The 14,261-nt window shown below is 44.1% G+C and carries 14 protein-coding genes; 11 read left to right on the plus strand and 3 right to left on the minus strand.

Translation table 11 applies throughout. The features are described 5' to 3' along the window. The coding region (locus VIN08_RS04915) for an EF-Tu/IF-2/RF-3 family GTPase (protein ID WP_331961098.1) at positions 1 to 1,255 on the plus strand (1,255 nt) is incomplete at its 5' end. Between the two features lie 76 nt (positions 1,256 to 1,331). Continuing rightward, positions 1,332 to 1,829 carry an SRPBCC family protein gene (locus tag VIN08_RS04920; RefSeq protein ID WP_331961101.1) on the plus strand — a complete coding sequence of 166 codons (498 nt, stop codon included), beginning with the start codon at positions 1,332 to 1,334 and terminating at the stop codon, positions 1,827 to 1,829. A gap of 139 nt (positions 1,830 to 1,968) precedes the next feature. Here VIN08_RS04920 and VIN08_RS04925 read toward each other — a convergent pair whose 3' ends face one another. Continuing rightward, a complete protein-coding gene (locus tag VIN08_RS04925; RefSeq protein WP_331961104.1) occupies positions 1,969 to 2,478 on the minus strand; it encodes a hypothetical protein in 510 nt (169 codons plus the stop codon). A 145-nt stretch (positions 2,479 to 2,623) separates the two neighbouring features. Here VIN08_RS04925 and VIN08_RS04930 point away from each other — a divergent pair, with 145 nt between their 5' ends. From VIN08_RS04930 to VIN08_RS04970, 9 genes are all read left to right on the plus strand, one after another. Then, a complete protein-coding gene (locus tag VIN08_RS04930; RefSeq protein WP_331961107.1) occupies positions 2,624 to 3,988 on the plus strand; it encodes an LPP20 family lipoprotein in 1,365 nt (454 codons plus the stop codon). A 111-nt stretch (positions 3,989 to 4,099) separates the two neighbouring features. Then, positions 4,100 to 4,669 carry a hypothetical protein gene (locus tag VIN08_RS04935; protein ID WP_331961109.1) on the plus strand — a complete coding sequence of 190 codons (570 nt, stop codon included), beginning with the start codon at positions 4,100 to 4,102 and terminating at the stop codon, positions 4,667 to 4,669. A 94-nt stretch (positions 4,670 to 4,763) separates the two neighbouring features. After that, positions 4,764 to 5,168: a DUF3052 domain-containing protein gene (locus VIN08_RS04940; protein WP_331961111.1), complete on the plus strand. Its 405-nt coding sequence runs from the start codon at positions 4,764 to 4,766 to the stop codon at positions 5,166 to 5,168. Further along, positions 5,165 to 5,938: a DnaJ domain-containing protein gene (locus tag VIN08_RS04945; RefSeq protein WP_331961113.1), complete on the plus strand. Its 774-nt coding sequence runs from the start codon at positions 5,165 to 5,167 to the stop codon at positions 5,936 to 5,938. The genes VIN08_RS04940 and VIN08_RS04945 overlap by 4 nt, the downstream gene beginning before the upstream one ends. A 4-nt stretch (positions 5,939 to 5,942) precedes the next feature. Then, positions 5,943 to 6,290, plus strand: a complete 348-nt coding sequence (locus tag VIN08_RS04950) for a translation initiation factor (RefSeq protein WP_331961116.1) — start codon at positions 5,943 to 5,945, stop codon at positions 6,288 to 6,290. A 180-nt stretch (positions 6,291 to 6,470) separates the two neighbouring features. Continuing rightward, entirely contained in the window at positions 6,471 to 8,174 is a 1,704-nt protein-coding gene (locus VIN08_RS04955) for an amidohydrolase family protein (RefSeq protein ID WP_331961119.1), read from the plus strand. An 11-nt stretch (positions 8,175 to 8,185) separates the two neighbouring features. Further along, the gene (locus tag VIN08_RS04960; RefSeq protein ID WP_331961122.1) at positions 8,186 to 9,550 is read left to right on the plus strand and encodes an amidohydrolase; all 1,365 of its coding nucleotides are present in this window, start codon (positions 8,186 to 8,188) and stop codon (positions 9,548 to 9,550) included. A gap of 11 nt (positions 9,551 to 9,561) precedes the next feature. Further along, positions 9,562 to 10,863 carry an amidohydrolase family protein gene (locus VIN08_RS04965; RefSeq protein ID WP_331961125.1) on the plus strand — a complete coding sequence of 434 codons (1,302 nt, stop codon included), beginning with the start codon at positions 9,562 to 9,564 and terminating at the stop codon, positions 10,861 to 10,863. Between the two features lie 107 nt (positions 10,864 to 10,970). Beyond that, positions 10,971 to 11,882, plus strand: coding sequence for a YitT family protein (locus VIN08_RS04970; protein ID WP_331961128.1), 912 nt, complete (start codon positions 10,971 to 10,973; stop codon positions 11,880 to 11,882). Between the two features lie 335 nt (positions 11,883 to 12,217). On the opposite strand, the gene VIN08_RS04975 is transcribed toward VIN08_RS04970, so the two are convergent. Together VIN08_RS04975 and VIN08_RS04980 are read right to left on the minus strand one after the other, a co-directional pair. After that, positions 12,218 to 13,669 (minus strand): S1C family serine protease, encoded by a 1,452-nt coding sequence (locus tag VIN08_RS04975; protein ID WP_331961131.1) that lies wholly within the window; start codon positions 13,667 to 13,669, stop codon positions 12,218 to 12,220. A 106-nt stretch (positions 13,670 to 13,775) separates the two neighbouring features. Beyond that, on the minus strand, positions 13,776 to 14,261 hold a 486-nt coding region (locus VIN08_RS04980), incomplete at its 5' end, for a Uma2 family endonuclease (protein ID WP_331961134.1).

Consider the following 14,261-nt stretch of genomic DNA (forward strand, 5'->3'; position numbering starts at 1 on the left):
AGATATAGCATACGATCCTGCAGGGCCTGCTGTGTTATTCGTTTTCAAGTCACACATCGAACCCAATCTTGGTAAACTTTCATTCTTCAAAGTGATCTCCGGTGAAGTAACAACGAACTCAGAACTCATCAACAGTCAGACAGGAGCATCCGAACGGATACATCAACTCTTTATCATGGATGGGAAAACACGCACTCCTGTAGATCGACTGGTTGCCGGAGACATAGGGGCTACATTGAAATTGAAAGATACTTTCAGCAATCAAACACTTCGTGCGAAAGGAACAGATGTAACTATAAAACCGATACAATTTCCGGAGCCGCGTATTCGCACAGCAGTTATAGCACTCAGTAAAAATGATGATGAAAAGATAGGAGAGGTGCTGCAGAAGATTCACCAGGAAGATCCCACTATAGAAGTTGCCTACTCGAAGGAATTACGACAACTCATTATCTCCGGTCAAGGGGAATTACATCTTGCTGTATGTAAATGGTTTTTAGAAAATGTATACAAGCTGCACGTAAACTTCGAGAGTCCGCGTATATCGTATCGTGAAACCATTCGTAAATCTGCTACCGCCAGCTATCGTCATAAAAAACAATCAGGCGGTGCAGGGCAGTTTGGCGAAGTACATTTGAAGATTGAACCCTATATGGAAGGCATGCCCGAGCCAACTGAATATAGTGTACGCGGCAAAGAAGTGCTTGACCTGGAGTGGGGTGGCAAGCTGGTGTTCTATAATTGCATTGTGGGGGGCGTGATCGATGCCCGGTTTATACCTTCTATACTGAAAGGCGTGATGGAGAAAATGGAAGAAGGCCCTATCACCGGCTCATACGTGCGCGATGTACGGGTGATGGTATACGATGGCAAAATGCATCCGGTAGATTCCAATGATATATCGTTTAAGATTGCAGGCATGATGGCTTTTCGTGAAGCGTTTATGAAAGCAGAGCCGCAGTTGCTGGAACCTATATATGACGTTGAGGTAATGCTGCCCGAAGAAGTGATGGGTGAGATCATGGGCGACTTGCAAACACGCAGGGCATTGATTATGGGTATGGACAATAAAGGCAGTTACCAGGTGATAAAAGCAAAAGTGCCGCTGGCAGAGCTGGATAAATACTCCACCGCATTGCGTTCGCTCTCACAGGGGCGTGCAAGCTTTACACAACGCTTTGCTGACTTTGTGCCGGTATCATTCGAGCTGCAACAAAAACTGGCGAAATCACTACAGGTGCTGGAAGAGGTTTGATGGTTAATTGCGGTATAATTCCATAAAACGAAATATAGTATATTGCCGCTGGCACGAAATATACTTTAAACTATACATGACATACGACTGGAGTAAATTTGTAAAACGGGTTAGTATAAAATCCGACAGGGAAACTATATATAGCAGTTGGGCTACGCAGCAGGGATTGGAGAGCTGGTTTCTGCGCGTAGCTGCCTTTACCAACGCGGAGGGTATACCTCGTGGTTCTGCTGACATGGTTCAGATGAATGATACCTATCGCTGGCTCTGGTTCGGCTACGGCGATGATACGGTAGAGTATGGTACTATACTGGAAGCCAATGGTAAAGACCGATTCCGTTTTACCTTTTCAGGTGGATGCATCGTTACCATCAGAATTATTCAGGAGCAGAACGAAATGCTTTGTGAACTGACGCAGGAAAATATACCGCTCACAGAAGAAGGAAGAGTATACTATCACATAGGCTGCATGAAAGGCTGGACATTCTACCTTGCCAATTTAAAATCGATACTGGAAGGAGGTATAGACCTGAGGAATAAAAACGAGAAGTTGGCGGATGTGATTAACGCATAAGCTTTGAGCTAAAAGCTGAAAGTGTAATGCCTGGTTTGAATTTTCCTTAGTATAAAAGTATATTCATAAAAAAAGCTTCAAGTGTAAAGCTCGTTTACTTTACGCTTGAAGCTTTCTGCCTTTAGCTTAGGCTTTTAAGCTATTCACTCTTGCAGGGAGCAATCTCTTGTCTTCCGGTAGCAGAAGAAGCGGCAGTGCCTATATTTCCGGCTGCGAGAATTATATTCTTGTTTTCGCCCGTAGCAGAGAGATGTACTTTTAAGCACGCGTTAAGTGCAATGAGTTGTTTGTATGTTACGGTCGATTCGTCAGCAGCTTTGGTCAGCAGGGTTTCACTGGAGCCAACAGTGCCGACTACAGGATTCAATAATGCGTAGACGTCCGCGCCATCTGTGGCGACATCTCCGAGGTGTATATGTACCGGAAATTCAAGATTGCCTTCTGTTCCAGTAAGAGTTACACTAATCAACGTACTTCCGTCTTTCTTTTCTTTCATCGTAACAGTGCCGTCAATATTATATTCAGAACCTGCTGCCAGTGCATATACCGTTTCATTACCGGTAAAATCGTTGTCGTTGCTCGTTGTTTCGCTGTCCTGGCAAGCCATTACGCTGGCAGCCAACAGTACTCCCCAGATCATCTTTTTCATATAAGCCTGTAGATTTATATAAAGGTAAAAAAATTAGCGTTTATCAAACATTTCGATGCTCTTTCCCCCGTAGATTTGTTCGCGCGGTAAAAATTGGCACGGAATGTGGCAATATCTCTAACGCTTAATCGCTTAAGGTTATTTTGTGAAACGACTTCTAACGCTACTCATACTCCTGGCCGGGTGCAGTCCGAAGGTGCAGCCTCCGGATCCTGAATCACTCAAGCCAGCCTGGCTCAAAGCAACACCATACCAGGATGGTTACTATACCGGTATTGGTCATAGCACGAAAGATGGTAACACAAACTATATTCAGGCTGCCAAGAAGAGCGCACTGGACGATCTGATCTCGGATATAAAAGTAAATGTATCCAGTACATCCGTGCTCAGTCAGTTTGAAGCGGATAAACAATTTACAGAGAAATACGAGCAGATCATTCAGACAACCGCGGCAGACGAGATTGAAGAGTTTGAACTCGTAGATGCGTGGGAAGATCCCGCTAATTATTGGGTATACTATAGACTTTCCATTGCCCGCTATAAACAGATAAAAGAAGAGCAGAAACGCAACGCTACCCTACTGGCCACCGATTACCTACAGAAAGCAAGACAAGCCGAGAAAGATGGTGAGCGCCTGCAATCCGTAAGCTATTACTTTCAGGCGTTTCGCAGTATAGAGAAATACCTGGGAGAGGCGATCCGTGTTACCGTAGATAATAAAGAGGTATTGCTCGTGAACGAGATATATGCTTCCATTCAAAGTGTGCTGGATAAGATTAATATACGTGTAGATCCAACCGAGATTGAGTTGAACCGCAGGGTAAATCAGAGTAGCCAGACCGTTGTAGCAAAGGCTTCCTATAAAGACCTGAATAAGCCGGCTGCTGGTTTGCCACTATATGCGTCTTTCGAAAAAGGCGCGGGCGATGTATTTCCGAACTATAAAGCCGATGAGAAAGGCAGCGCGAAAATATTGCTGAACAAGATCAGCTCGAAAGATCTTGAACAAACGGTAGTAGTAAAAGTAGATATAGATGCACTCAGCGGCACCAGCGGCTCTCCGATATATAAACTCATAGCCGGTACGTTGAATTTGCCTCGTGCACAAGTAACGTTGAAGGTGCAACGCCCCGTGGTATTTATGACGGCCGATGAAAAAAGCTTCGGACAAAACAAAACAACTTTTCAGATCAGTAACAAATTAAAGAACCTGCTGGCCAACAATGGGTTTGAATTTACAGAAGATAAACGCACGGCCGATCTTTGGTTTGATGTGAAAGCCGATTCGGAGAAAGGCTCTATCTCGGGCAGCATCTATATAACCTATCTTACCAGCGTTATCCGCGTAACGGCTGTGCGCGAAGGAAAAGAGATTTATGCAGCTACGCTGGATCGTATTAAAGGCTATGGTCTTGATTATGATAAATCCAGCATCGATGCGTATAACAAATCCGTTGAGACCCTCGAAAAAGAACGGATGAATGAGCTGCTGGATACGGTGCTTCAATAGATGCCTTTTGAACTTTGAATGAGGACGAATGGTTTAAAAGTAACTTTAACGGCCTTACTAATTTGGTATTTGATTTGCGTAATATAACTTGTAACTAAAATTTCGATTGATATGAAAAAACTTACCTATTCTGCCTTTATGCTGATCGCGCTTGGTGGAGCGTTTATGATAGGCTGTAAGAGTAAAGAGAAAGCTGCTCCTACAGGAGAGAAAGAAGTAGTAGTGCCTTGTTCTGGTCCTGATTTCTTTACGACCTCTAAATTCTTCCGGGCCAACTCTATCGGTGAAAGCATGGACCAGGTGACTTCTAAAAAGAAAGCGCTCGCGAATGCACGCGCAGAGCTTGCTGCCAGCATCCAAACCACTGTAAAAGCGGTTACGGATAACTACACCAACTCACGCGAAATGAATAACAAGGAAGAAGTAGAAGAGCGCTTTGAGCAGTTGAACCGTGAGATCGTAGACCAGAAGCTGACAGGCTTGAAAACCATCTGCGAGAAATTGATGAAAACAGAAACCGGTAACTATAAAACATATATAGCAATCGAGCTTTCTGCAGATGAACTCGTAGCAACCTACAACGAACGCCTCTCAAAAGACGAACGCCTCAAGATCGATTATGACTATGAGAAGTTCAAGGATACCTTTGAGAAGGAAATGGAAAAAATGGGTAATCACTAATTTCCAAACAATCCATACGAAGAGCCACCACATGGTGGCTTTTTCTTTTAACACCCGCTGATAAAAGTAAATATATAGTTAACCTTGTAAAAGTATGGCAGGCTATTCAGGTACACCGCTGTTAAAGAAGCTTGGAATCAAACCGGGCTTTACTATATATGTGCACCAGGCACCCGAAGAGTATATGAATTGGTTGTCGCCATTGCCGGACGATGTTAGTATACAACGCACACTAAAGGGTGAACTGGATTTTATACACCTGTTTGTGAAAGAACTGAAAGTGTTTGAAAAGGAATTTGTGCGCAGTAAACAACATCTCAAGAAGACCGGTATGCTCTGGATATCGTGGCCCAAGAAATCATCGAAGGTGCCTACTACGCTGGATGAAAACCTGATCCGCGAATTTGGGTTAGCGGAAGGACTGGTAGATGTAAAAGTATGCGCAGTGGATGAGGTGTGGTCGGGATTAAAGTTTGTTGTACGAGTTAAAGACCGATGAAGGATTACTATAGTATATTAGGATTGCATACATCGGCTCATGCAGCCGATATCAAGCGAGCCTATCGCAGGCTGGCAGTGCAATATCATCCTGATAAAAATCCCGATCCGCGGGCGCATGCTATATTTCAGGAGATCAATGAAGCATACGATGTATTAAGCGATCCGCAGAAGAAATGGGAATATGATTCTCGCATGCAGAATCCTTATGTAGAGGTAGCACAGGAACCTGAACCGACCAGACCACAGCATCGCGATCCGGCCTACCATCGCAGGCGAAGACCTCCGGTAAATTTCAAAAGCGAAAAGCAGCGCGTGCGCGAGTTCATGCAGCGAAGTATACCCTATGTGCAATGGCTTTGTCGTATAGCCCTGGTAATAACCATTCTGTTTTTTATAGACTTCTTTCTTCCCTTCAGAACCAGGAAGCAAATAATTTCTGACGGATTTTATGTGCGCGGTAAAAACAGCTTTACGATCATCATAACCGATTCGGGTAAAAGGATAAAGATGTATAGCGGAAGTCCCGGAGGTATAGGCGATCCTATACAATACGAAGAAACATTGATCTACCATACAGTGATGTATGTCATCAAAGACTCAGACAGAGTATTGCTGGCCTATATATACCGAGGGTTGATCATTTTTCCGGTGGCGTTGTTTGGAACAGCCGTAGCGGCATTGATCAGGCAAAGAAATATGGAATTTTATTTCAATGCCTGTGTGGTGTGCGGCATTCTGCTGATCATTAATTTATACTTACTTTTGTGACGCTATGAGTAAGAAGAACGATTGGAAAAAACGCGATGGTATAGTATTCTCCACCTCATCGGATTTTGAATATAACTATCAGCAAAACGAAGAAGCACAAACACTGCCGCCACAGCAGCAGAACCTGAAAGTAATGCTCGATAAAAGTGGGAGAGCTGGCAAGCAGGTAACACTAGTTTCCGGATTTATAGGAACATCGGCCGATCTTGAATCACTCACCAAAACCATCAAAACAAAATGCGGAGTAGGCGGTTCATCCAAAGATGGCGAGATACTCATTCAAGGTGATGTGCGCGATAAAGTAGTACAACTCTTATTGAAGGAAGGCTACAAAGCCAAACGCTCAGGCTAACCTCAAACATTGAACCTTAAATCTTAAATTTTAAACATCGAACCATAAACATTTACGGTAACCTGGAACCTTAAACCAGGAACGTTAAACGTTACACCACCAACCGCTTTCTTTTCCTTGAACGGTTTGATCTTCCGCAGAAAAGCTGTTTTCTTGCTACATACCAAAATCTGAATTTCAATGAAGAATCGCTACTCGATGGGCAGGATGTACCTGCTGTTAAGTTTGCTGTTCGCGTCTGTTATGCTCTATGCACAGGAAGAACGCGATCTCAGACCCGTTTCGCGAACGTATGTACTTACCAATGTAAACATCGTTCAGGCTCCGGGCAGAAAAGTTGATATGGGCACGCTCATTATCAAAGACGGTCTGATCAAAGCAGTAGGTAAAAATTTACCTATACCTCCGGAAGCAATTGTTATTAAAGCCGATAGCCTGTATGTATATGCCGGCTTCATTGATGGCCTTTCGCGCACAGGTGTTATCAAACCCAAAGACGAAAACAAAGAACGTCCAAAAGATCCCGGCAACCCACCGGCTGAGCGCGCAGGTATAACTCCTCAACTGGATGTTAGAAATTTCCTCAGTGCCTCTGATAAAACAGTAGAAGATCTTCGTTCACTCGGATTTACCACAGCACATGTAGTGCCCTACGGTGGCATGCTGCCAGGCAATGGTGCTATAGTACAACTCACCGGTAAATCTCCGGACGAGATGGTGCTGATCGAGCAATCATCTTTCTACTCTGAATTAACACCGGCCGAGCGCGTATACCCCGCTACTACTATGGCTGTTATAGCCAAGTGGAGAGAACTATACCGCCAGGCAACAATCGAAAAGAATTATGCAACACTCTATGCATCTAATCGTGCAGGATTGGAGCGGCCATCTTCCAGCCGATTGCTGGAACCGTTCTATCCGGTAATTGATAAACGCACACCGGTGTTGTTCAAGGCCGATAAGATGTGGGATATACATCGTGTGCTGGGCCTTCAAAAAGATTTCGGCTTCTCACTCATCGTGGCAGGTATAAAAGAAGGCTGGGATGTTACCGGTAAATTGAAAACATCGGGAGCTAAAATATTTCTGAGTCTTGATCTGCCTGAAGAAAAAAAGGATGAGAAGAAAGATGATAAAAAAGACGAGAAAAAAGATGCCAAGAAAGACGCTCCAAAGTCGATGACGGATGCAGAGAAAGAAGCGCTTGAAAAACGTAAAGCAGAATCTATAGCGAAGTATGTATCGCAGGCTGCAGAGTTTCAGAAAGCCGGTATACCTTTCGGCTTCTCAACGCTCGATGCAAAATCAAAAGATATACAGGCAAACCTTCGCAGAATTATAAAGGCAGGTCTCACCGAAGATCAGGCGCTCGCGGCACTGACTACTACACCGGCACAATTACTCGGACTCAGCGACAGACTTGGTTCTGTAGATGCCGGTAAAATTGCCAACCTGGTAGTAAGCTCCAAGCCATACTTCAATGAGAAGTCGAAAGTAAAATATGTATTTGTAGAAGGTACTCTCTACAAGATCGAAACAGCCGATAGCAAGAAAGATGCAACGGTAGCCCTGGAGGGCGAGTGGACGATTACATCAGAAACACCACAGGGTAAAACAGAATCTACACTCAACATCAAGAAAGAAGGCGATAAATATAGCGGCAAAATATCCGGTGCACGTTTCCCACAGCCGCAAGACCTGGATGAAATTACACTGGATGGTAACAAGCTGAAGTTCTCCGTTACACTTACCGAAGGTGGCAACACGATGAAGATTACCATCGAGGCTACCGTAGAAGGTTCAACGTTTAAAGGCAGTGCCAGCATTGGTCCCAACGGAAATGTACCGGTAGAGGGCAAGAAGAAACCACAGCTTAAACCATAATAACAGCAAGTATGAAAAAGATATTATTGATCATGGTGCTGGCTGTAAACATTACGCTGGCGCAGGAGCGCGGAAATGTGTTAATAAAGAATGCAACCGTGCTGACGATAACAAAAGGTAAATTAGAGAATACAGACGTGCTGGTAAAAGATGGCAAGATCAGCCAGCTCGGAAAAAATATAGCGGCACCTGCCGGGTATAAAGTGATTGATGCTACCGGTATGTATGTAATGCCGGGTATCATTGATGCACACTCGCACCAGGGTATAGATGATGTAAACGAAGCAACGAGTCCGGTAACAGCCGAAGTAAATGTAGGCGATGTGCTGAACCCGTCAGAGATTTCGTTGTACAGAGCATTGGCCGGTGGTGTTACTACAATCCATTCGATGCACGGTTCTGCCAATGCTATAGGCGGGCAGTGCGAAACGATCAAGCTGCGCTATGGTGTAAAAGATCCGGAAGCACTTCGCATGGAAGGCGCTCCGCGCACCATCAAGTTTGCGTTGGGAGAAAACCCGACACGTGTTCATGGCGGAGGAAGCAACATCGTGCCACGCACACGTATGGGCGTTGAGTTTGTGATGCGTGAATCTTTCTCGAAAGCAAAAGAATATATAGCAGCCTGGGATACCTATAACAAAGGGAAAGCACAGAAAGGATTTCGTGGTACACCGCCTGAGTATAATTACCGCCTCGAAACACTGGGCGAAATATTGAAGGGCAACATCATCATTCATTGCCACAGCTACCGTGCTGACGAAATATATATGATGCTGAATGTGTGCAAAGACTTCGGTATCAAGAAAATTGTTTTTCAACACGTGAACGAAGGTTTTAAAGTAGCTCCCGAACTTGCTGCTTACGGAGCGATGGCCTCTGTATTCTCCGACTGGTGGTCGTATAAATTTGAAGTATACTATTCAACAGCCTATAACGCTGCGATTCTTACCAAAAACGGAGTAACCACTTCCATCAACTCCGATGATGGCGAACTGATGCGTCACCTCTATCACGAAGCAGCCAAGACACAGAAGTATGGTTCGCTTACCGATGATGAAGCACTTGCGTTGATCACCATCAACCCGGCTCGTCAGTTAGGTATAGAAAATCGTGTAGGCTCTATCGAAACCGGTAAAGATGCTGATATAGTGATCTTCAAAAATCACCCGCTGTCAACCTATACTATACCGATGGTAACCCTGGTAGATGGTGTTGTTCGCTTCGATCGTGAAAAAGATGCAGACGATATGCGCCTGTATGTAGATCCGAAACAGGAGATTGAAGTATCGACCTTTACGGATCGCGAGCACGAACATGAAAACTGCATGCTGGGTGCCGAAGAGAATTTTGCAAACATCTTTAACGTTCATTAAGCGCAATCATCATGAAACGAATACTCTATTTTATTTTGATCCTGGTGAGTGCCACAACGTTTAGTGTACACGCACAATCACCGAAAGCTATATATGGCACCTTCGCGTTAACGAATGCCACTATAGAAACCGTAACAAAAGGCGTTATACAGAATGGTACGGTAATTATCAGCAAAGGAAAGATCACAGCTGTGGGTGCCAACGTAACGGTACCGGCAGGCGCAGAAGTGATCGACTGCAAAGGCTTGTGGATATACCCGGGCATGATCGACAGCAACACACAGCTTGGTTTGAGTGAAGTGGCTTCTGACCAACGCACCCGCGACTTCGAAGAAGTAGGTGATGTCATTCCGCAAGTGCGTGCTATCACAGCGGTAAACCCTAACTCTGCATTGATACCGGTAACGCGCATCAGTGGTGTAACGACTGTAATTGCTACACCGCGTGGTAGTCTTATTTCCGGTACTGCTGCTTTGATCGATCTGCATGGCTATACACCCGACCAGATGTTTGCTGGCTTCGAAGGTGTTGTGATGACATTTCCCGATGCAGGCAAGCGCGGATTCTTTGATCGCAGAACCGATGAAGAGTTGAAGAAAGATTACGAGAAGAAACTCGGCAAGCTCAACGAAGCATGGGATAAAGCTGTGCAGTATCACAAGATAGACTCTGCCTCCAATTCAAAAGGTGTTACGTACTATCCGGAGATGCAGGCACTGTTGCCGGTAGTGCGTGGCGAGCGCGCATTACTTATTCAGGCGAATGCTGCCAAAGATATACTCAATGCACTGAAGTGGGTAAAAGAGAAGAAAGTAAAGAAAGTAATTTTAACAGGTGTAGCTGAAGGCTGGCGCGTAGCAGACGAGATCGCGAAAGCAAATATACCCGTTATAGCAGGGCCTGTGCTGGATTTACCTTCACGTGATTACGATCGCTATGATAAAGCATACGCCAATCCCGGATTGATGAAGAAGGCCGGAGTAAAAGTAGCGTTATGTACACAGGAAGATCGCGGTAACGTTCGTAATCTTCCGTATCACGCAGCGTTTGCTGCCGCGTATGGTCTGGGTCGTGAAGAAGCATTGAAAGCAGTAACAATTGTGCCTGCAGAAATTTTTGGTGTGGCCGATCGCATGGGTTCCATCGAGACCGGTAAGAATGCAACGCTGTTCATTTCTGATGGCGATCCGTTTGAAACGAAGACCAACATCAAACAGGTTTTCATTGACGGATGGAAGATACCGATGGTGAGCAGACAGACCGAACTATATGATGAATTCCTCAAGCGCGATCCGGGCGTAAGCAAGAACTGATCGTGATGTATAGTATAAAGATGCATCGAGCTTAAGTTTTCATTAAAATCGCTCTATGGAGGCCGTCCTGATTTTTCAGGGCGGCTTCTTTTTTTTAACTTGAAGACATGCCATCTCAACAGCGATTATTAGAGCTAAAGAAATTACGTATTCGAAAGATCTCCATTATACGGGGGATCAAAGACACCGTATTTATTTCGTTGGGCGTTCTTTGTGCAGCGTTCGGTTTAAAAGGATTTTTACTTCCAAACGATTTTCTTGATGGTGGTGTAATGGGTATATCACTGCTCACCAATGTGCTCACCGATATAGATCTTTCATATCTGGTTATATTGATCAATATACCTTTCATCGTTGTAGGGTATAAACAGATATCACGCATCTTTGCACTCAAAACATTGATTGCTATAGCAGCGCTGGCGTTGTGTCTGGCAGTGATCGAGTTTCCGTTAATTACCAATGATAAATTATTGATCGCCTTCTTTGGCGGATTCTTTCTGGGCTGTGGTATAGGTTTATCTATACGCGGAGGCAGTGTGATCGATGGAACGGAAGTGCTCGCTATATATGTGAGTCGTAATACAGCGCTTACAGTAGGCGATATCATTCTTATTTTCAATATCGCGATCTTCGCAGTAGCAGCTTACCTGATCAATATAGAAACAGCGCTATATGCTATACTTACCTACCTGATCGCTTCCAAAACGGTTGATTTTGTAGTACATGGTATAGAAGAATATACCAGTGTGATGATTGTATCGGAGAAAAGTGTAGAGATAAAAGATGCTATCACCGAGCGAATGGGGAGAGGTGTAACGATACTGAAAGGTAAAAGTGGTTTTGGTAAAACCGGTCATAAAGTAAAAGACCTCGATGTGATCTTCTCGGTTATTACGCGACTTGAATTGCAGAAGCTAAAAATGGAAATAGCGAAGATTGATCCCGATGCGTTTGTAGTGGAGAATAGTGTGAATGATATTAAAGGCGGGATGATTAAGAAGCGGCCTTTAGCTGAGTAATTGTTTTCCGCGGATCTCGCAGATTTACGCAAATATCAATTCCGTTATTCGCTAGTGGTTGTCCGTTTAATCGTAAACAGAAAATACTTTCAGACTTCCCGTCTTCCGGACTTTATACTTCAATATTCGTTGATCGATATTCCTTGTTCGATATTCAAATTCAAATATTCCCCAGGAACTCACATAGTAGCACAGAAATAAAAAAGGCTGCCAATGGGCAGCCTTTACTTTTATACTTACACTTTACGGATATAACTATATCTGGATTCTGACACACTCACTCTTCACTTTCACACTTCCACCAGCGAGTGGCTTGAAGCCTGCAACTATTTTAATTATCGTATTACAAAAGGTATTTCTACCTGTTGTTTAGAGCTGTTAACGCCATAGATATAGCCGCGGCCTTTGAACTTGGAGAAGAACTCGCTGATCTCTTCGGGTTCTTTTACGCGCTGGCGGTTAATGGCTACAATGGTAAAGTTCTCCGGTAATCCAATCTGTTTGAATACGCTGCTGTCCTTTATCTTGAAAACTTTTACACCATAACGTGTTCCTTCCAGTTGAGCACCGAGACTGGTGTCGGTTAATATCTTGCGCTTGATAATTTCGGTGGTACCATTCTGGTTTACCAGCGTGAGGGTTACTGTGCCGGGCTTGCCTTCGCGATAGTAGGTAAAGGTTATCTTATCACCAGGATTATGATAGCTTAGCTCTTCTTCAAACTCACTCTGACTATTTACGTCTACGTTGTTGATCTTGGTAATAACATCACCGAGTTTTAAACCTGCCTGCATCGCAGTGCCATCGCGATCCAGTTGTTCGAGCAACACACCGTTAAAGCTTTTTACATTGGTAGGTAAATCATATTTCTTGGCATTCTCATAATCATACTCCACTACATTGCCACCAAAGAAAGCTTTTTGCGATACGCCATATTTCACCAGGTCGTTAAAAACTTTTTTAGCAATGTCGATTGGTATAGCAAATGCATACCCGGTATACGAACCTGTTCTGGAAAGTATAGCAGAGTTTATACCCACCAGTTCTCCCAATTTATTTACGAGTGCTCCACCGGAGTTACCAGGGTTGATGGCTGCATCAGTCTGTATAAATGACTCGATCGGAAATTTATCTTCCAGTATACCAATGCGTCTTCCTTTAGCGCTTACTATACCTGCAGTTACGGTTGATGAAAGTGAATACGGATTTCCCACGGCAATTACCCATTCACCTACCTGTATATTTTTAGAACTGCCCAGTGTTATAGCAGGGAGATCGGTTGCCTTGATCTTGATCACAGCCAGGTCGGTAGAAGGATCTGTACCGATCAGTTCTGCCGGATATACCTGTTTGTTATAGTTTACTTCAATGCGCTCGGCAGTTTCCACTACGTGGTTGTTGGTAACTATATAGCCATCCGTAGTAAAGATCACGCCGGAGCCACTGCTTACCTGTGTGCGATTGCCACCGCCTTCGCCAAAGAACCAATCCCAGTATGAATACGAAACACCCTGCGATATACTATTGATGTACACCACACTTTGGGTAGCTTTTGCCGCAGCATCGCTGAAATCCACAGTGGCAGCCGATATAGCAGAGGAAGAAGATGTTGATGTTGTACGACTGCCTGAGATTAACGGTACGGTCGAGTCGTAACTTACTGTATTGAATTGAGCATCACGTTGATTGCTGGCAATTTCCGGTTTTACAACCAAACGGTAAAAGGTATACGATCCGCCAAAACCGGCCAAAAAGGCAAGGACTATAATCTTAATGGTATTCTTCATAGTAAATTCTTTGAAAGCATGAATCATTCCAGATAGATGGAAAGTTATTCTGAAAAGTTTAAAGATTCACTTGAATTTAACTGCGAATGACGCCTGGATGTTTTATTCAGGGCTCAATTTTTAATTCGCGAAGGTCTAATGCAAAGCCCGGGAGGATGCCTTCTTCCTTAACCGATTGATCAAATCCTTCTATGGTGCTGACATTTTTTCCAGGGAGGAATATAAATACTTGTTCCTTGTCAGCATCAATGAGCCATCCCATTTTACAGCCATTGGCAAGATAGTCCTGCATCTTTTGTGAGAGGGCAGAGAATGTATCAGATTCGGATTTTAACTCGATAATAAAATCAGGACAGATGTGGGCAAAGCCTCTTCGCTGCTCGGGTGTGAGCGCATTCCAGCGATCTATAAATATAAAAGATGCATCGGGCGATCGCACAGAGTTATCAGGCAAAGTAAATCCTGCTGACGAGTCAAAACATTTTCCAAGCTTATATTCCTTGTTCCACTTGCGTAGCTGGTAGTCGATTTCACTGTTAAGATCTCCTGAAACTGAACTGGCGGGTGACATAACGATTATATTTCCATCGGG

Origin of the sequence: Ohtaekwangia sp. (assembly GCF_036568665.1) — a bacterium.
GTDB lineage: Bacteria > Bacteroidota > Bacteroidia > Cytophagales > Cyclobacteriaceae > Ohtaekwangia.